Annotated in this window: 18 protein-coding genes and 1 riboswitch; of the genes, 5 read left to right on the top strand and 13 right to left on the bottom strand. The window is 40.5% G+C overall.

Annotation, left to right across the window (positions count from 1 at the left end):
• From dksA to BBP83_RS13115, 5 genes are all read right to left on the bottom strand, one after another.
• Nucleotides 1-528 carry an RNA polymerase-binding protein DksA gene (gene dksA / locus BBP83_RS13135; RefSeq protein WP_068889293.1) on the bottom strand — a complete coding sequence of 176 codons (528 nt, stop codon included), beginning with the start codon at nt 526-528 and terminating at the stop codon, nt 1-3.
• 208 nt (nt 529-736) lie between these two features.
• On the bottom strand, nt 737-1,534 hold the full coding sequence (gene cpdA, locus BBP83_RS13130; protein WP_245669755.1) for a 3',5'-cyclic-AMP phosphodiesterase: 798 nt from the start codon (nt 1,532-1,534) through the stop codon (nt 737-739).
• Nucleotides 1,535-1,556: 22 nt separating this feature from the next.
• Nucleotides 1,557-2,177, bottom strand: a complete 621-nt coding sequence (locus tag BBP83_RS13125) for an NUDIX domain-containing protein (protein ID WP_068889289.1) — start codon at nt 2,175-2,177, stop codon at nt 1,557-1,559.
• A gap of 86 nt (nt 2,178-2,263) precedes the next feature.
• Nucleotides 2,264-4,159, bottom strand: coding sequence for a phosphomethylpyrimidine synthase ThiC (gene thiC / locus BBP83_RS13120; protein WP_068889287.1), 1,896 nt, complete (start codon nt 4,157-4,159; stop codon nt 2,264-2,266).
• A gap of 146 nt (nt 4,160-4,305) precedes the next feature.
• A riboswitch (TPP riboswitch) is annotated at nt 4,306-4,435 on the bottom strand.
• A gap of 94 nt (nt 4,436-4,529) precedes the next feature.
• Nucleotides 4,530-5,516, bottom strand: coding sequence for a hypothetical protein (locus BBP83_RS13115; protein WP_068889285.1), 987 nt, complete (start codon nt 5,514-5,516; stop codon nt 4,530-4,532).
• Between the two features lie 333 nt (nt 5,517-5,849).
• Here BBP83_RS13115 and abuO point away from each other — a divergent pair, with 333 nt between their 5' ends.
• A complete protein-coding gene (gene abuO, locus BBP83_RS13110) occupies nt 5,850-7,172 on the top strand; it encodes a multidrug efflux outer membrane protein AbuO (RefSeq protein WP_068889283.1) in 1,323 nt (440 codons plus the stop codon).
• Nucleotides 7,173-7,284: 112 nt separating this feature from the next.
• Entirely contained in the window at nt 7,285-8,004 is a 720-nt protein-coding gene (gene phoU / locus BBP83_RS13105) for a phosphate signaling complex protein PhoU (protein WP_068889281.1), read from the top strand.
• A gap of 66 nt (nt 8,005-8,070) precedes the next feature.
• Here phoU and BBP83_RS13100 read toward each other — a convergent pair whose 3' ends face one another.
• The 4 genes from BBP83_RS13100 to recN form a co-directional block, all read right to left on the bottom strand.
• Complete coding sequence (locus tag BBP83_RS13100) at nt 8,071-8,862, bottom strand: IclR family transcriptional regulator (protein ID WP_068889279.1); 792 nt, start codon at nt 8,860-8,862, stop codon at nt 8,071-8,073.
• 151 nt (nt 8,863-9,013) lie between these two features.
• The gene (gene ruvX / locus BBP83_RS13095) at nt 9,014-9,457 is read right to left on the bottom strand and encodes a Holliday junction resolvase RuvX (RefSeq protein ID WP_068889277.1); all 444 of its coding nucleotides are present in this window, start codon (nt 9,455-9,457) and stop codon (nt 9,014-9,016) included.
• Nucleotides 9,450-10,004 (bottom strand): YqgE/AlgH family protein, encoded by a 555-nt coding sequence (locus tag BBP83_RS13090; RefSeq protein ID WP_068889275.1) that lies wholly within the window; start codon nt 10,002-10,004, stop codon nt 9,450-9,452. Before BBP83_RS13090 ends, ruvX begins: the two co-directional genes overlap by 8 nt.
• A gap of 145 nt (nt 10,005-10,149) precedes the next feature.
• The gene (recN, locus tag BBP83_RS13085) at nt 10,150-11,811 is read right to left on the bottom strand and encodes a DNA repair protein RecN (protein ID WP_068889273.1); all 1,662 of its coding nucleotides are present in this window, start codon (nt 11,809-11,811) and stop codon (nt 10,150-10,152) included.
• A 634-nt stretch (nt 11,812-12,445) separates the two neighbouring features.
• Here recN and ppnP point away from each other — a divergent pair.
• The 3 genes from ppnP (at nt 12,446) to BBP83_RS13070 (ending at nt 14,615) form a co-directional block, all read left to right on the top strand.
• Complete coding sequence (gene ppnP, locus BBP83_RS13080; protein ID WP_068889271.1) at nt 12,446-12,769, top strand: pyrimidine/purine nucleoside phosphorylase; 324 nt, start codon at nt 12,446-12,448, stop codon at nt 12,767-12,769.
• Between the two features lie 138 nt (nt 12,770-12,907).
• On the top strand, nt 12,908-13,657 hold the full coding sequence (rlmB, locus tag BBP83_RS13075; RefSeq protein ID WP_068889269.1) for a 23S rRNA (guanosine(2251)-2'-O)-methyltransferase RlmB: 750 nt from the start codon (nt 12,908-12,910) through the stop codon (nt 13,655-13,657).
• 31 nt (nt 13,658-13,688) lie between these two features.
• Entirely contained in the window at nt 13,689-14,615 is a 927-nt protein-coding gene (locus tag BBP83_RS13070) for a DMT family transporter (protein WP_068889267.1), read from the top strand.
• Here BBP83_RS13070 and coaE read toward each other — a convergent pair.
• Genes coaE through pilB form a run of 4 tightly spaced genes read right to left on the bottom strand, consistent with a single transcriptional unit; the run spans nt 14,597 to nt 19,060 of the window.
• Nucleotides 14,597-15,214, bottom strand: coding sequence for a dephospho-CoA kinase (gene coaE / locus BBP83_RS13065; protein WP_068889265.1), 618 nt, complete (start codon nt 15,212-15,214; stop codon nt 14,597-14,599). The two genes, BBP83_RS13070 and coaE, sit on opposite strands and share 19 nt — an antisense overlap.
• Nucleotides 15,215-15,225: 11 nt before the next feature.
• Nucleotides 15,226-16,086, bottom strand: a complete 861-nt coding sequence (locus BBP83_RS15610) for a prepilin peptidase (protein ID WP_068889263.1) — start codon at nt 16,084-16,086, stop codon at nt 15,226-15,228.
• A complete protein-coding gene (locus tag BBP83_RS13055) occupies nt 16,086-17,312 on the bottom strand; it encodes a type II secretion system F family protein (protein ID WP_068889260.1) in 1,227 nt (408 codons plus the stop codon). The genes BBP83_RS15610 and BBP83_RS13055 overlap by 1 nt, the downstream gene beginning before the upstream one ends.
• Before the next feature lie 38 nt (nt 17,313-17,350).
• Nucleotides 17,351-19,060, bottom strand: coding sequence for a type IV-A pilus assembly ATPase PilB (pilB, locus tag BBP83_RS13050; protein WP_068889258.1), 1,710 nt, complete (start codon nt 19,058-19,060; stop codon nt 17,351-17,353).
• Between the last annotated feature and the right edge of the window lie 246 nt (nt 19,061-19,306).

Genomic DNA, 19,306 nt, shown 5'->3' with positions numbered 1-19,306 from the left:
TTAACCGTTATTTTGCTTCTCTTTGATCTCTGCAAGGGTTTTGCAGTCGATACATAAAGTTGCTGTTGGACGCGCTTCTAAGCGACGTAAGCCAATTTCAATACCGCAAGTTTCGCAGAAACCGTAGTCATCATTTTTAATCGCTTCAATTGATTGCTCAATTTTACGAATTAATTTACGTTCACGGTCACGTGTACGTAATTCAATGGCGAACTCTTCTTCTTGCGTTGCACGGTCATTGACGTCTGGAAGCGCAGTATTTTCATCTTGCATGGTGTTTAAAGTACGGTCGACTTCAGACATCAATTCAGCTTTCCATGCCAACAAAATACGACGGAAGTGCTCAAGTTGCCCTTCAGACATGTATTCTTCGTTTTTCTTAGGTTGATAAGGCTCAATACCAAATAAGCTAGCAGTAGAACCACTTTCAGACGCTTTCGGCTTTGCTTTACGGACACGTTTTACAGACTTTTCATCTGTTACCGCAACTTGTTCGTCTAAGACTTGATTTTGGTTGTCATTCGCCATATAGGGCATTCCTCATCATATGCTTATATCTATACGCAAAAAATATGGTGATATGCAAGTTTTTTATCCACCCTAGAGGATATTTCACCTACAAGGGCCGTCATCATATAGACTTTTTTTCGATTTTGATAGTCTTAGATGTTTCGATTGAAACGATCTCATTCCTATCTGAGGCAATAAACTAAAGTAAAAAAAACAAAATTAAAAGTTAATAACCTGAAATTTCAATATTAATTTTAGGTTGATTAATTTTTACGCGCACCACTTCAGTAGAAAACTCCCCATTTTCTTTTAAATTCAGTACACGATAACCCGGAAAAGACTCATCGAGTGCAAAGGTATCACTCTGCGGTTTGAACTGGATACTGGTGGAGGGAGTCGATAAAAACTGTACGCCATGCCACTCATTACTTGAGTCTTGGTGGACGTGGCCGTATAAAACCACTTTCACATTTTGGTGCTTGGCAATCACATGCATTAAATGCGTTGAATTTTTTAACTTATGTTGATCAATCCACAAAGACTGCATAGCAAAAGGGTGATGATGACAGGCAATGATGACATGCTGTTCAGGGTGTGCAGTTAAAATTTGATCCAGTTGCGTCAGTTGTGCCTCAGAAATCCAACCATCGACTTGGTCGACTACAGCACTGTTGAGTAGCACAATACGCCATTGGCCAAAGCTGAGCAGGTGAGCCTGATCTTGTTGTAAATGAAAAGGGAATACCGCACGATCATCATGATTACCCGGAATTTGGTAATGTGGAATATTCAGGGTCTGCATATACTGCAAGTAACGCGAATAGGTTTCCTGCACAGGAACTTGAGCCAAGTCACCCGTATGAATGATGGCATCAGGCGTTGAATAATGATGTGTCAAATGCTCCATCACGATATGAAAGCTTTGTTCAGGGTTCATCCCCGCAAATGTATGGTCAGCTTGATCCATAAGATGCGTGTCTGAAATTTGAATGATGGTCCAGTCGGATGATATATCTGTATTCATTGACAAAGCTATGTCCTTCCCCTTAGACATTCTGCATATTATGAATTTTCTGCTGCAACCATTGCAAGGCCATAATGACAGGTGCGTTTTTTAACCGACCATTAACCATTAGCTCAGGCAGATCGGTAAAATTCAAAATATGCAGTAAAATATTTTCACCTTCATCAGGTACACCAAATATGCCACCGTGTTCAGGCAAGTGTGCTTCGGCCACATATAAGTGAAATAATTCAGAGCATGCGCCTGCAGAAGGGTAAAAACTAAAAATATGTTGTAATTGATTTAATGCACAGCCAGATTCTTCAAGGCTTTCTCTGCGGATACAACTTTCAGCCGATTCATCACCATCTAATACGCCCGCAATAATTTCCAGTTGCCATGGCGATACCGCATCATCAATTGCGCCCACACGAAATTGTTCAATTAAGGCAAATTTTTGCTGTTGTAGGCTATAAATGAGCACACCTGCCGCTTCAGGTCGATGCACCAATTCACGTTGGATGACCGATGTATAGTCGCTTTGCTTAAACAAGCGATGACGTAAGCTGAGTTTTTCGACTTGAATAAAACCCTTAAACAGATATTCGCGCCCATCAATGGCGTAATCGTTGTTATTATAAGATGCTTGTTGAATAATATTCATAACTTTAATGTCAATTAAAAAAGGATGAAAACGGCAGTTTTCATCCTAACTGAGATTTAAAAGAACGCCAATTTTTTTTAATCAATTTACACTTTGTGGTACAACTTTTGACCGTGTTCGTGGTAAGCCGTTTTCATGGTTTCCATTCCTGCATCAATGGCCACAGCACTTTCGCTATTTGCCTTTGCATTCTGTTGATTTTGCGCATAATCACGAACATTTTGCGTAATTTTCATCGAACAGAATTTAGGTCCACACATGGAACAGAAATGCGCAGATTTATGCGCTTCTTTGGGCATGGTTTCATCGTGCATAGAACGGGCAGTGTCAGGGTCTAAGCTAAGATTAAACTGATCTTCCCAACGGAACTCAAAACGTGCTTTAGATAAGGCATTGTCACGAACTTGCGCACCCGGATGACCTTTGGCTAAGTCTGCTGCATGGGCTGCAATTTTATAGGTGATAATGCCATCTTTAACGTCTTTTTTATTGGGTAGGCCCAAATGCTCTTTTGGCGTGACATAGCACAGCATGGCTGTACCGTACCAACCAATCATGGCTGCACCAATGGCTGAAGTAATATGGTCATAACCAGGGGCTATGTCAGTGGTCAGCGGGCCAAGGGTATAGAAGGGCGCTTCTTGGCAGACTTCCAATTGCAAATCCATATTTTCTTTGATCATATGTATGGGTACATGACCGGGGCCTTCAATCATCACTTGCACATTATGTTTCCATGCACGATGGGTCAGCTCGCCTAATGTACGCAGTTCAGAAAACTGTGCTTCGTCATTGGCATCTTGAATGCAACCCGGGCGCAAGCCATCCCCCAAACTAAATGACACATCATAGGCTTTCATAATTTCGCAAATTTCATCGAAATGCGTATATAGGAAGTTTTCAGTATGATGTGCCAAACACCACTGCGCCATGATAGAACCGCCACGCGACACAATACCCGTCAGACGATTGGCGGTCATTGGCACATATCTTAAAAGCACTCCTGCATGAATGGTGAAATAGTCCACGCCTTGTTCGGCTTGTTCAATCAGCGTGTCTTTAAAAATTTCCCACGTTAAGTCTTCTGCCACGCCATCGACTTTTTCTAAAGCTTGGTAAATTGGAACAGTCCCAATCGGCACAGGTGAATTACGAATAATCCATTCGCGGGTTTCATGAATATTTTTACCTGTCGATAAATCCATGATGGTGTCTGCACCCCAACGCGTCGCCCAGGTCATTTTTGCGACTTCTTCATCAATGGAAGAACCCAGCGCAGAGTTACCAATATTGGCATTAATTTTGACTAAGAAATTGCGCCCAATAATCATCGGTTCAATTTCAGGATGGTTAATATTGGCAGGAATAATGGCACGACCTTCAGCCACTTCTTTACGCACAAATTCAGGGGTGATTTCCATTAAATTGCGTGCACCAAAGTTTTGACCTGCATGTTGGCGCATATCAACACCTGCATGCTGGCGTTGGTTTTCGCGAATGGCAATGTATTCCATTTCAGGCGTAATCATACCCTGACGTGCATAATGCATTTGCGTGACGTTCTGTCCAGTTTTGGCGCGACGTGGCTTTTGAATATGCGCAAAACGGATGTTGGCGGTGCGAATATCTTTGAGGCGTTCTTGCCCAAATGCAGAGCTTAGAGTGTCTAATTGTTCTGTATCGCCACGTTCTTCAATCCAGTTTTCACGAACATTGGGTAGGCCTTTGTTTAAGTCAATAGTCACATTTGGGTCGGTATATACACCTGAAGTGTCATAGACCAAAATATCAGGATTCTGTTCACCGCCTAAACCTGTAGGAGTGTCGGTCAGTGAAATTGCACGCACTGGAACTTGAATATCTGGGCGTGAACCTTGAATATAAACTTTAGAGGAAGCGGGTAAAATACGGGTCAGATCTTTGGCATCTTGCTCATGTTGAGCAAGTTGATCATTTGAAGAGAGATTCGTTAATTGGTTCATTGCAATGATCCTTATGAATGATATCAACGAATCAAGCACGACCAAAAACGATGGCAAATTTAGACTATTTCACAGGGGATAATTTCTCTATTTAGATAGAGAAGCACCGTGTATTTCTACAGAAATAGATAAATTGAGGGCGTTCAGTTTTTAGATGGCTTGATTCCTACGCAGGTCTTAACCTGATCAGGTTCAACGGTACTTGGGTTTAAGTTCATTCAAACGAACAACTGACCCAATCTCAGCGAGTGATTACTCGCGCTCCGTCAAGCGATGGCGAAATACTAGCTTAATCTGACCCTAAAAAATAGCCAATTTGGCAATTTTGTCTGAAGACGGTCAAAGATCTCTTAAAGATGAAGGCATTAGCTTATTTGGATGGAAGACAAATGCCATCACTGAAGCAGTCTTTTTTATAGTTGGGCAATGGATTGCGTAAATTTAAATAGATTTCGAGCTGTTGCCAAGGGCTAAGTGTATCTAGTCCTCCTGTGAGCTGTATGCGTTGTTCTGGACTGAAGTCTAGAAACTCTAGAAACTTTTTTGCCTGAGTTGCCAATGTAGAATTTTGCAATTGAGCGATTTTTTTCAGTTCTTCAATCGTACTCACTTGAACGTCGATGGGGTCTGAATAATGGCCAGACACGGGGGTGTTTTTAAGTCCTTTAAATAAAAAGACTTTGTATTGATACAACAAATATTGCGCATCTTGGCGATAACTACTTTGAGGATATTGATGAACATAGTCTTCCCAAAATAAGGCACGCCGTGAAATCTCAAAAGGCTCAATCAACAGATTCTGACCCGCATAGGCCTTTTCTGCATTTTGTAGAGCTAAATTTTCAATAAAGACCCGTTCTGCTTCAGGCATATAGGGCGCAAAAATTTTACCTAAATATTCAGAACTACGTTGGTAATGTATCGCTGTGGTCGTAGGGTCGACCAATTCAATGTAGGCCTGCCCTTGATGTTTGAGTAAATATTGATCACGTAAGGTGAGTTGCTCAAAATGACTTTGGTGAATGGTCGGATGTTGCGCCATATCAAAGGCATATTGTTCAAAAGCCAGTTGCTGTGCAGAAGTGCGTTTTACATGCAGAAAATTTTTATACATGGTATTGGCATGTTGTAATAATTGTTTTTGTTTGGCCAGATTTTGCAAAGGCAGACACACTTTTAAATCTTGATTGATTTGTTCCAGTGCAAAAGTCGTGCGCTGTGCATTAATTTCCATCATGTTTTTTTCAAGCTTTTGGCACAGCAAAGTCAGATCTACCGCATCATGCTGTGTTTGCGCACTGTCTAACTGTGCTTTAGCAGGTTGTGGCTCGGGCTGTTGCTGACAAGCAGTCAGCATGATGAGAGATGAGCAGGCAAAGCTGAACTTTGCAAAAGAAAAAAACTTTGACACAGGCACTCGATGATAAAAGAGAGAAATACAGTTGACTGATGGAATGCCAATATTCTATAGCCGAAATGACTTCATACTGTGTAGTATTGTGCAGTGCTTTGTTACTGCGCTGTGAGTATGGTCGCGTCCTAAAAGGAAATACGTTAAAGTCAGCTCGCTTGTGCAAAAAATTAATAATAATCATATGGAAATTCGCATTAATCGTTTTAATATTTGCTTGAAATTGATGTTCAGTGCCAAACCTATCGTTTTAGGCTGTGATGGATTTATGATAAAAAAATGAAGATAAACTTAATACTTAGCGCTTATTTGTTATTTGCTAGTCCTGCTTTATTTGCCCTAGATTTAGTCAATGCGTATGAGCGGGCTAAACAGTCCGATCCGAATTGGCAAGCCAGTCAGTTACAATATGAAGCAGATCAGCTGAATTTAGGCATTGCCAATGGCAATCTTTTGCCGACCATCACACTTGCAGGCAATGTTGCTCGTAAAAATCAAAACGTCAATCAAAGCGCGAGTAATATTGGCTTATCTTTACCTGCAAGTACGACCAATAAGCAAATTACACTGACTGCGCGTCAACCTCTTTTTCGTTGGGATGCTTGGGAAGGTTTAAAACAGGTCAAAACGTCAATTGATTTAAGTGAAATTAATTTACGTATTCAACAACAAAACCATATTTTACAAGTAGCTGATACTTATTTTAATGTTTTACGTCAGCAGGCACTCACGGTTGCAAATTTGCAAGAAGAGCAAGCCTTATCTGAACAGCTCAAAGTGATGAATGCCAAACTGAATGAAGGACTGATTGCAAAAAGTGATGTCAGTGAAGCCAATGCACAATATCAAAATGCACGAGCCAACCGTATGTCCACACATGTGCAATTGGTTTTAGCACAGGAGCAGCTACAGCAATTGATTGGTTCATATCGTGAAAATTTAGCAGTATTACGTGAAGATTTTCAATTTCAAAAACCAGTACCAAATAATATGCAGGATTGGGAAAATTTGGCCATGAGCCAAAATTTGGGGATTCTGCAAGCTAAAATTCAACGTCGTTATGCAGAAGATGGAAAGCGGGTAGAACAAGCAGCCTTGTATCCACAAATTGAAGCTGTTGGCACTTATGGCTATAGCAAGCAGTCTCCAGAATCAATTATGTCGCAAGATGGGCAGTTTGACCAAGTGGGTATAGAGATGAACTGGAATGCTTATAACGGCGGTCGTACTCAAAAATCTATCAAACAAGCCACGATTAATGTCAAAAAAACCGAAGCACAAGTAGAGGCGGCAACCCGCAAGGCGACAAGTGATGTTAAAAAATCATTTCTACAACTAGAAAGCGATGAGGCTAAGTTGCAGGCGCGTAAAGCTGCGATGGATTCAGCGACAATTGTATCTAAAGCTTCGCAAGCTCAGTATCAAGAAGGTCTGAAAACCATGGTTGATGTACTTTTGGCACAGCGAAATGCCTTTTCAGCCAAGCAGGATTATTTAAATTCAAAATATGATTATCTACTGCATGTCTTGCAGCTTAAAGCATCCGTCGGCAGATTGACCGATCAAGATGTTGCAGAAATGAATACATGGTTGGTTCAGTAGGCATTGGAAATTGTTGCAAAGAAAAAATAAACCGTCATCAAACGTTCATAATGGATATGCTTTAATATCTGCTTAAAAATCTGTCTCAATCTGCTGTCGTGGAGTACGTTCTTTGAATCCAAATAATCCTGTGTTGAATCACCATATTTCTTCGCAATTTAATGAAGATTTGCAGGCCCTCAACACCAAGTTTATGACTATGGGGGGCTTGGTAGAGCAACAGGTGGCAAATGCCATTCGAGCTTTGCTGGATACAGATGCCACCATGGCGATAGATGTACAGTTTCAAGACAATACCGTGAATCGTTATGAAACAGAAATTGATGAGGCCATCACTTTAATTTTGGCACGTCGTCATCCTGCAGCAATTGATTTGCGCATGGTGATTGCAATGTCTAAAGCCAATACCGATTTAGAACGTATTGGGGATGAAGCTGCCAAAATTGCCCGTATTGCACAGGGATTATGTGAAGAGGGCGGTTCGCCACGTGGTTATATGGAAACACGCCATATTGGTAACCAAGTCCGAGTGATGATTCATGATGCCTTAGATGCATTTGCCCGTTTGGATGTCGATCAGGCGCTGAAAGTCCTGCTGGCCGACGCTGATATTGACCGTGAATATCAGTCGGCAACTCGCACACTCATGACCTATATGATGGAAGATCCGCGTCATATTAGCCGTGTCATTAATGTGATGTGGGTGTTACGTTCTTTGGAGCGAATTGGCGATCATGCGCGTAATATTTCTGAGCAAGTGATTTATATGGTGAAAGGTTTTGATGTACGCCATACCAGTGTTGAAGAAATTGAGCAGAAAGTACAACGTTAAGATTTGGGTTGCGAAAAAAAGCCTGCTCATAAAAGAGCAGGCTTTTTTTATGGCATGTCGCGTCACTTATATTCTTGAAAATGACTGTGTCTCTAAATTGTCTGATAGCGTCATTAATTTTTTCTCAATCAAGTGCGCATTTTCCTGCAAAATTTCAATCAATTTTTGTAAATTGACAAATTCAAAGCGATTTTTAGATGCCAAAAGTGTTAAAGCTAATGACGGCTCTTTACTCGAAAATTTAACGGGCACAGAAAGACCTGCAATATTGGGGTCAAGTTCACCATTTGAAAAATAGTAGCCTTGTTTTTTGATTTTTTTCATTCGAATTAAAAAATCGGTTTCATTGTTGGCAAAATCAATTTGGGCAAGTTGTGGTGCATAACGTCGATAATAGTCCAACATTTGTTGCTTGGGTAAATGGGCCAACATAATTTTTGCCGATGAACCCGCATAGACGGGGCGAGGACAACCCCGACCATACGACAACAATAAGGAGTTTTTAAAAACTTCATCATGCAAATCGATGCAGGAATCATAATTTAAATGTGTGAGCAGGCAGGAAAATTCAGTGCGTTCCACAATATCTTGCATAAAAGGGGTGCTGATTTGCACCAAGGGATCAGTGGTTCGAGAGATATAATCTAAAACTGCAATTTTTGAACCAAGCACGTAATCACCAGAAGTACCACTGAGGCGTTGCAATAATTCTGCAGATACTAATTCTTTAAGATAGCGATAGCTGGTTGGCTTAGATAGATTTAATTCATCACTGATAATATCAACATTAATCACAGAACGTGATAATGAAAATAAATCTAGAACAGTCAAAATTTTACCAAAACTGGAGAGTGCCATATGAACCTGCTTGGTTAAAATCAAAATTTTATAGAGAGTTACTTTATAACAAAATGTTGGGTGTCCTGCAGGGCTTTTATATGCTTTATGTCGTAATTTGCACAATAAAAAAGCATCGCGAATGGATGCTTTTTTATTTTAAGGATTTGGCTTAAGGGGTGATCCCTTCAGGATTACGATACCAACTTTCAATCAATAATGCGGCGGCAATACTATCTGCGGACAGTTTTTTGCCACGGCCTTGAGACTGATAATTCTCTAGTTCACCACGTGCTTCACGAGTGGTCAGGCGCTCATCCACCATAAAGGTTTCAATATTAGTTTGATGGCGCAGTCTACGGGCAAATTTACGTGAGCGAGCAGAAAGTTCTGACTCACTATCATCCATATTGAGGGGCAGGCCCACTAAAAATAAATTAGGCTGATATTGCTTTACAATTTTCAGTAGTTCGTCCCAATTGGGAATACCATCTTTCATGGGAAAGAGGGTCAATGGGTTGGCACTTTCAATCAGAGATTGACCAACGGCCATCCCCATTTTTTGTGTACCAAAGTCAAACGCCATAATCATATGTGGCGCATTTAAATTAGGCATGTCCAATCTCAGAAGATAACCAAATACGGTCTACCCCCATTTTTTTGTAGGCGGCATCCCAACGGTCATCGTAAGGTAAATTAAAAATCAAATCCATGTCTGAATCGCAAATGAGCCAATCACCGCGTGCAATTTCACCTTCTAATTGTTTTTTGTCCCAACTGGCGTATCCCAGCGCAATTTGATAACGACCGACACCTTCATTGTGCGCAATTGCATCTAAAATATCTTTAGAGGTGGTAATGCAGACATTTTCCCCGACAGCAATAGATGAATGCCACGTCGGTTGACCGGTATGCAAGACAAAACCTGCTTCTGGACGTAAAGGGCCACCTTGTAACACCGCATGCGGGTTCACATTGTCGGCATTGATATCCAAATCATGCAGTAATTCTTTAATTTGCAATCCAGATGGACGGTTAATAATAATGCCTTGTGCACCCTCATGATCGTGACGAGCCAAATAAATCACCGTATTTGCAAAAAAATCATCTTGCATATCAGGCGGAGCAATCAGGCAACGATGCGTCAAATATTGTTTAGACACCTAGGCCATTCTCCTTAAAATAGAGGAATCATTTTGGATAGATCATATGTGCTTATTATGCTTCTATTTGACACGTTACAAGAGGAATGCAAATTCGCCAAATGATTTTTGCATTTGGCGTCAATTAGGTCATGATGATAGGGTGTTAAATCGGCTGAAATTTGAGCTGACGTAACTGGCGTGCATGTTGTAGCGTCGTTTCACTAATTTCTACACCACCTGTCATTCGTGCAAGTTCTTGAATGCGACCGTCTTCATCTAATTCAAAAATAGTACTACTGGCAGGGTCGGTTTGCTGTTTCTTCACCAATAAGTGCTGATCGGATTGTGCTGCCACTTGAGCTTGATGGGTAATACACAGAATTTGCACGTGCTGTGCGAGTCCTGCCAGTAAGCGTCCCACCATTTCTGCTGTGCCGCCACTGATCCCGACATCAATTTCATCAAAGACCAAAACTTCAGCATCGGTTTTTTCTGCGTTCATTACTTGCATCACCAGTGCAATCCTAGACAATTCACCGCCAGAGGCAACACGAGCCAACGGTTGTGCTGGAATGCCTTTATTGGCAGTAAACAATAATTGAATAAAGCTTAGGCCTTCACTAGAAGCGTCATCAAGCGGTTCAAACTTAAATTCAAAATAGGCTTCGGGCAAGGCCAATTGCTTCACTTGTTCGGTCAATTGTTTAGCCAGTGGTGTGGCTGCTTCACGACGAATGTTATCTAAGTGTTGTGCCTTGCTTAAAAAGTCTTGATGCGAAATTTCAACTTGTTCTGCTAAAACTTCTGGGTCTTCCAAGGTCTGTAATTGTTGTAATTCAGCTTGTCCAGCCTCATATTCCGATTTTAATAATTCAGGTTGCGTACGGTATTTACGTGCTAAACGATGGAACACTTCAAGTTGGGTGTTCAGTTCTTCCATGCGGTCGGGGTCAAAACTTTGCCGATCCATAAATTGACGTAAATTGGCTGTGGCATCATCTAATTCACTTTGCGCATTGAGTATAGACGCATACACGTTAGCCAGTTGCTCGCTACGCCCTGAGTGCGACTCTAGACGGCGTAAAATGGATGACAGTTCTTGGTTAATATTTTGTTCAGCATCATCTAAAGCACCTAAGCTATAGCTACAATCTTGCATGATGTGTTCATGATGACTTAGACGATCAAACTCTTGTTCAATGTCTTTGTAATCCATTTGTAACAAATCTTCGAGCTCTTCTAATTGTAGCTCTAAGGTTTCGATACGTTGTTTTCGGGTGGCCTGTGCATCGAGTGCCGCTTGATGCTGACGAATGTTTTTTTGCCATTGGCTATAGGCGTCGCGCACTGTTTGTGCGGGTGCATAAAAATTGCTGTAACGGTCTATCCAATGTTTCGGATATGGTGGTTCTAATAACTGTTGTTGGCTATGTTGGCTATAGAGTTGTACCAACAAACGACCAATTTCTTTAAGCTCGGTTAGGCTACTTGGTCGTCCGTTAATCCAAGCTTTGCTTCGGCCTGTGGCAAAAATAACCCGACGTAGTAAAATTTCGCCAGATTCATCATCTAGTTCTTGTTCTTTGAGCCAAAGTGCTTCAGGAGAGCCATCTTGATAGCTAAAGGTTGCCGTCACATCGGCTTTTTCTGATCCAAAGCGCACATAATTGGTATCGGTACGTTCGCCTAAACATGCAGACAGGGCATCGAGTAATAATGATTTCCCCGCACCTGTTTCACCCGTTAAAACGTTAAAACCTTTTTCAATATCAATGGCTAAATGGTCAGCTAAGGCGAAATTAATCAGAGTTAAATGTGTCAGCATAAACGCATCCAAGCTGCGAAAAGTTTGAGTTTAAGATAGACAAGTTTAGTCCTTGTCACAAGACGGTTTTAATTTTTTGATGACCGTAAACAACGCAATTCTATATCAATTTTGGCATTAACATGTCATTTCATGCTGTTCTTGATGGTAAAAAAAATCAGTGATGTAATTTGCGTATCGATTATAAAAGAAACATGGCGATACTTTTTTTGAAGCTGCCATAATTTTAAAGCCAGAAATAGGTTGTTCAATCCATAGATTTTTATTCTTGTTGATGAATGATTTTAGAAATAAATAAGTTGAAAAGTAAGCCTATTCTTTATTTAAAAACAAATAAATCAATTAAGTGGGAAAAACTTATCGGTTGAGCTTCATTGTGTGTTTTGCTTTTAAATGGGTTAATTTTAACTTTAGTCGATGAGAGCTAAAAAGATAATTGTACAGCTGAAATAGTTATTTTAGACTCATGCTACATTAGGTCGTAACGGTTCGTTCTTTGTACAAAAGATCATGGGCGGACAGTATTTGAATAATGGATGAATCGGCTACAAACATGGATTGATAAGTTGTCATTTCATCATTAAACTGCTTGAAGCTTTAATATTATAAATACGCTTTATCTGGAGAAATACGCATGTCAGCTCAGTTTGATCATGTATCAGTTATTAAAAAATCAAATGTCTATTTTGGCGGTCTTTGTATTAGCCATACGGTGCAGTTTGAAGATGGCACAAAAAAAACATTGGGTGTGATTTTACCGACTGAACAGGCCCTCACGTTTGAAACACATGTTCCTGAGCGTATGGAAATTGTTTCTGGTGAATGTCGTGTACAAATTGCGGATAGCGAAGAAAGTGAGCTCTTCCGTGCAGGTCAGTCATTCTATGTACCTGGAAACAGTCGTTTTAAAATTGAAACAGATGAAGTACTGGATTATGTTTGCCATTTAGAAGGCTAATTTATTCCTGAAAGTGAACGGACTTAGGCAAAGAATTTTTAGTCTAAATCAGTTAAACTACGCATTAAACATGAATCCTGTAAGGCTGGCTTTACAGGATTTTTCTTTTGTATTTTTATTAAAAGTTAGAGGCCGTTCATGGCAAAACCTGAATATTATTATGGCGTACATTCTGTAGAGTCATTGCTGGAGCTTGAACCAGAGCGTGTTTTAACTTTATTTGCGTTAAAAGGTCGTGAAGATCAGCGCTTACAGCGTATTTTTGAATTGGCTGAACCTTTTGGTGTCAGTATTCAAAAAGCCAGCCGAGATACTTTAGAAAAGTTGGCTGGATTGCCTTTTCACCAAGGTGTTGTAGCAGCAGTACGCCCACAACACATCATGAATGAAAAAGATTTAGACGATCTATTAAAGACCTCCAATCAGCCTTTATTGTTGGCCTTAGACCATGTGACCGATCCGCACAATTTAGGTGCATGTATTCGTACTGCAGCGGCTATGGGTGTTGAAGCGGTTATTGTGCCACGTGACCGCGCTGCAAGTTTGACACCAACCGCACGTAAAGTGGCTGCGGGCGGTGCAGAAAAAGTAAAATTTATTCAAGTCACCAATTTGGCGCGAACATTAAGTCAAATGAAAGATCAATTTAATGTACGTGTTGTTGGGACAATGTTAGATGAACAAGCATTGCCTATTCATCAATTTGATTTTACGGGCACTGGGATATGTATGGTGATGGGTGCTGAAGATACTGGGTTGCGTCCAATTACGCAGGCACAGTGTGATCAAAAAGTTTATATTCCAATGGGCGGTAACTTACAGAGTTTAAATGTGAGTGTAGCAACTGGAATGGCGCTATACGAAGTATGTCGTCAACGTAGCAACTAAGCGAACCTACTATTGGTAAAAGAAGCTCAATATGTCCCCGCAGAAGCAAGGTTATCTCTATGTTCTCATTACCATGTGTATTTGGGGTGGATTTACCTTAACAGCACGTTTGAGTGCAAACTGGGGTATTAGTGCGTGGGATTTAACGGCTTTGCGGTTTTTATTGGCATTTATTATTTTAATGCCAATTTTAATTTATAAAAAAGATACAGCTTTTCTGTGGAAGAAAGAACCCTTCATTTTGGCTATGTTGGGTGGGGTCATTTATTGTTTGAGCGCATACAGTGCTTTTCATTATGCCCCCGCGGCCCATGCCGCGATTTTCTTGAATGGCTGTATACCACTTTGCACTGCAGTGGCTGCCTATGTATTGTTTCAGCAAGCATTTGATCGCCATACTTGGATCAGCTTAAGCATTATGCTGCTGTCTATTGGTGCAATGAGCTGGATGATGTATTTGCAAACAGGGCAGGCTTTCGGGTTTGGCGATTTACTGTTTTTTATCAGTGCAATTTGGTGGGGTATTTTTACTGTTTTATTGCGCCAATGGAAGCTCTCTGCTTGGCATGCAATGTCAGGTGTCGCCATTTGGTCAGCACTGGTCTATGTGCCAATTTATCTACTATTTTTACCGAAACACTTAAATGAACCCGATCCAGTACATTTAATCTCACAAGTATTGTTTCATGGTATTTTTGTGGTGATCATTGCGACGCTGACGTATGTTGAAGCCATTAAGCGACTCGGTGCATTCAAAACCGGCAGTATTGTGACTTTGGCGCCTTTTATTGCTGCGATGATTGCTGTACCTGTGCTGAATGAGCCACTAAGTGGCGCAATCGTCTGTGGTCTTATTGGGATGGGGATTGGCGCATTACAACCTTGGCGTTGGTTGATGCATCAAGATTCGCTACAGCAATCGCTTGAGCAGAAAAAAAATCAGTCTTCATTAGACTGATTTTTTTTAGCCAAGACCAAATAAGATGCATGGAGTTGTTGTAAGTGCTGATAAAGGTGATCGAGATGTCCATCATTTAACACAATATCGTCTGCCAGTTGTTGTTTTTTCACGCGAGGCAGTTGGGCTCGAATGATCTTTTTAATTTGTTCGATATTTTGACCATCCCGCTGTGATGCTCGTTCAATTTGCAACGCTTCTGTGGCATCAATCAATAATGTACGTTGGGTCAGTTGATGTTGATTGGTTTCAAACAGTAGGGGAGAAACCAAAAGGGCATATGCGCTTTGAGTTTGTTCTAACTGTAAGATGATGGAGTGGCGAATAGCGGGGTGAGTAATGCTTTCTAGAGTTTTTCGTGCTTCAGGAAATTGGAAAATATATTCACGTAAAGCAGTCCGATTCAGCTCACCATTTTCCAGTAAGACCCAATCGCCAAATGCCTGATGGATTTGAACTAATGCAGGCTGACCTTGTTGTACAACTTCACGTGCGATGACATCGGCATCGACCACGCTAATGTTTTGAGACTCGAACCACGCACTGGCTGCTGATTTCCCACTACCTATACCACCAGTTAATCCTACGACAAAACTCATTGTTATCCCTTTTATTGACCCAAATAAATTTTCATAATTTGATCGCCCCAAAGGAAAGCAATCCAACCTGCAATGGCAATGAATGGGCCAAAAGCAAAAGGCTGATTTTCTTTACGAATTTTTAATAAGATAATACCAATAATTGCACCGACAACCGATGATAACAGCACAATAAGAGGCAACATAAAGGGGCCCATCCATGCACCTAAAGCGGCCAATAATTTAAAATCACCATAACCCATGCCTTCTTTACCCGTGATCACTTTAAATAGATAGTAAACAATCCAGAGGCAAAGGAAGCCTAGAAGGTAACCCCAAATAGATGCGGTCGCAGACGTGTACAAGGCATAACTATTGAGCCCTAAGCCTAAGGCGGCTAAAGGTAGGGTATAGCGATCGGGTAATAATTGAGTATCAAAATCAATAAAGGTGAGGGTGATTAACACCCATGTAAAAATTAAACCAAATAGCATTTGCAGGGTTGGGCCAAATACAGCGACAACAGTTAACGAACACACGGCTGTGAGTAATTCAATCAGTGGGTAGCGGATACTAATGGGATTTTGGCATGAGCCACATTTACCACGAAGTATTAACCAACTGATTACAGGGATATTTTGATACCAGCGAATGGGGCTTTGACACTTTGGACAGCTTGAATTAGGTTTACTGAGGGTGATTTTACTTTCATCAATAATGGGCTGTTCTGGATGAAGTAAGAATTGGCAGTCAGTTCGCCATTCTTGTTCCATCATTTTAGGGGTTCTATAAATGACGACGTTTAGAAAACTACCGATACATAGACTGAGAATTCCAACAGCGATATAAAGTGCTGCTGGAACTTGAATAAAATACTGAATTAAATCTTGCATTAAACAACAGAACCCATTTGGAAAATTGGTAAATACATTGCAATGACTAAACCACCAACCAAAACACCCAATACAGCCATAATTAATGGCTCCATCATTGCTGTTAGGCCATCGACAGCATTATCGACCTCATTTTCGTAATGTGTGGCCACTTTATCGAGCATGGAGTCGAGTGCGCCCGATTCTTCTCCGATGGCAACCATTTGTACTGCCATAGATGGAAATTTATTGGTTACGCGCATCGCAAATTGTAATTGCTGACCTGTTGCCACATCTTCACGGATTTTCATTACCGCTTCTTCATAGACCACATTATTGGTCGCACCAGCAGTCGACTCAAGTGCATCAATGAGCGGAACACCAGCAGCAAAAGTAGTGGCAAGTGTACGGCTGTAGCGTGCAATAATTGCTTTATAGACTAAATCACCAAAAATAGGCGCTTTCAATGCTGCTTTATCTAAGAAATCTCGGAGTTTTTTACTACGTTTTTTTGCTTCAAGGAAACCTGCGATAGTGGCTGCAATACCGATGATCAAGATAAACCAATAGCTTTGGAACCAGTTCGACATATTCACGACTAATTGCGTAAATGCGGGTAAATCTGCACCAAATGAAGAAAAGAGTTCTTGGAAGACTGGAACAACTTTAACCATAAGAATAATGGTCACAATAAGGGCAACTACGATTACAGCAATAGGGTATTTTAAGGCTTTTTTAATTTTTTGTTTTAAGAGCTCACTCTTTTCTTTATAAATGGCAACACGGTCCAACATGGTTTCTAAAGCACCTGATTGCTCACCAGATTCGACCAGAGAACAGAAGAGGTTATCGAAATATTGCGGATATTTACGCAGTGCGCCAGCAAAGGTATTACCTCCTTCGACTTCACCTTTAATCCCCAATACCACCTCTCGCATTGATGGATTTTCTAGACCTTCAGCAACAATTTCAAAACCTTGTACCAATGGCACCCCAGCTTTCATCATGGTGGCAAGTTGGCGGGTAAAAATCGTAATGTCTAAAGTCGTCACCTTCTTTTTCATTAAGCCTTCGAGAATGTTCTTGCGTTTTTCTCGAATGGTTTTAATGGTAATACCCTGTTTACGCAACGTAACCTTGGCCAAGGCCATATTGCGTGCAGGTAACTCCCCTTTAAGTTTTACCCCTTTACGATCAATCCCTTCATAACTGAAGGTTGGCATCATCTGCGCTTTTTTAACCGCCATTAATTTATCCTTATTTTTTAAATATTAAATACAGCAAATTACTCACTGGTTACGCGATTGACTTCTTGAAGTGAAGTCACCCCCTGCATAACCTTCATTAATCCTGAACGGCGTAAATTGTTAAACCCAGCTTGGTCTGCAGCATCTGCAATTTGAATTGCATTACCATCTTCCATAATCAGGCGAGAAATTTCTGGTGTAACTTTCATAACTTCATAAATACCGACACGACCTTTATAGCCATCTCTGCATTCAGAACAACCCACGGGTTGATAAATCTGAAATTCTGGATTGACGATATCTTCTTCGGTAAATCCCATTTCAAGTAGGCTTTGTTCTGGAACTTCAACAGCTTCTTTACATTGCGAACAAAGGCGACGAGCCAAACGCTGTGCAATCACCAAGTTAACAGAGGTTGCAATGTTAAAAGAAGGAACTCCCATATTACGCAGTCGTGTCAGGGTTTCAGGGGCACTGTTGGTATGGAGTGTAGATAAAACCATGTGGCCAGTTTGCGCCGCTTTAATGGCAATTTCAGCTGTTTCTAAATCTCGAATCTCACCAACCATGACAATATCTGGATCTTGGCGTAGGAAGGATTTTAATGCTGCAGCGAAGGTCAAACCGACTTTATTGTTGACGTTAACTTGATTAACACCTTCCAAGTTAATTTCCACCGGATCTTCGGCTGTTGAAATATTGGTATCTTCGCGGTTGAGAATATTTAAGCCCGTATATAAAGATACCGTTTTACCCGAACCCGTTGGGCCTGTAATCAGTAGCATGCCTTGTGGTTTATCTAACGCATCCATGAATAATTTTTTTTGTGCAGGTTCATAACCCAATGCATCAATACCCAGCATCGCACTTGAAGGATCGAGGATACGGAGTACCAGTTTTTCACCAAATAGGGTCGGTAATGAGTTAACACGAAAGTCGATGGCTTTATTTTTTGATAATTTTAATTTAATACGACCATCTTGTGGTACTCGTTTTTCTGAAATATCCATTTGTGACATAACTTTTAAGCGAGATGCTAGACGGTTTGCCAATTGCAGAGGAGGGGTGGCAATTTGACGGAGTACACCATCGACGCGGTAACGTACGCGGTATACTTTTTCATACGGTTCAAAATGTAAGTCTGATGCACCCATACGAATCGCATCAACAAGTAACTTATTAATATATTTAACAATAGGTGCTTCTTCGCCTTTTTCTTCTTCGCTACTCTCAGTGTTCTGATCGGGCGTATCTATACCAATATCTAAATCAAAATCATCATCAAAATCAAAAGTGCTTTCTTCAGCAAAATTTTGTTCAATGAGTTTTTCAAGTTTATGATGTTCAACAATAATCGTTTCAGTATTCATTTTACTACTGAAACGAATGGCATCAACGGCTTCAATGTTGGTTGGATTGCTGGTCGCAACAAAAAGAACATTGGCATGTTTAAAGATAGGGAGCACCCGATAGCGGGTAATTAATTTTTCATCAATATCTTCACGGATAATGAGACTGGCGTCATAGGTGGAAATATCAAAAACAGGTTCAGCAAATTCAACTGAAATGGTTTCAGCAATCAGCAGTGGAGAAAGTTTTAACTCATTAATTAAATAAGGAACAATATCCTGATTGGCTTTTTTCGCATTTAAAAGTGCATTCTGCATATTTTCCGCAGATACCTGTCCTTCTTCGACCAGGCGTCGAATAAATCCTGTAAATCTTGGAGATCCCTGTAATGCTGTCATGCTTAAATATGCCTATGTTTCAGTTTGTTTATAATTGGTATATTAAAATTATACTTTTGTTGTACAAAAATACCATATCTTAAAGTGTTGTCACTACCTAAGTATTGAACAAAAATTTGAACTAGTCCTTAAATAACTTCTTTTTTTTTGAAAATATTGTGTGAATACGATATTACAAAATCTCTTGGTAGAAATTGCGCAAGGAAAATTCGCATTAATTTTTTCATTTCCGTGTAGAATATGCCC

This window comes from Acinetobacter celticus, from assembly GCF_001707755.1.
In the GTDB taxonomy this organism is placed as follows: domain Bacteria; phylum Pseudomonadota; class Gammaproteobacteria; order Pseudomonadales; family Moraxellaceae; genus Acinetobacter; species Acinetobacter celticus.
The sequence above is the reverse complement of the archived record's forward strand: the minus strand, read 5'-3'. Positions and strand labels throughout refer to the sequence as shown.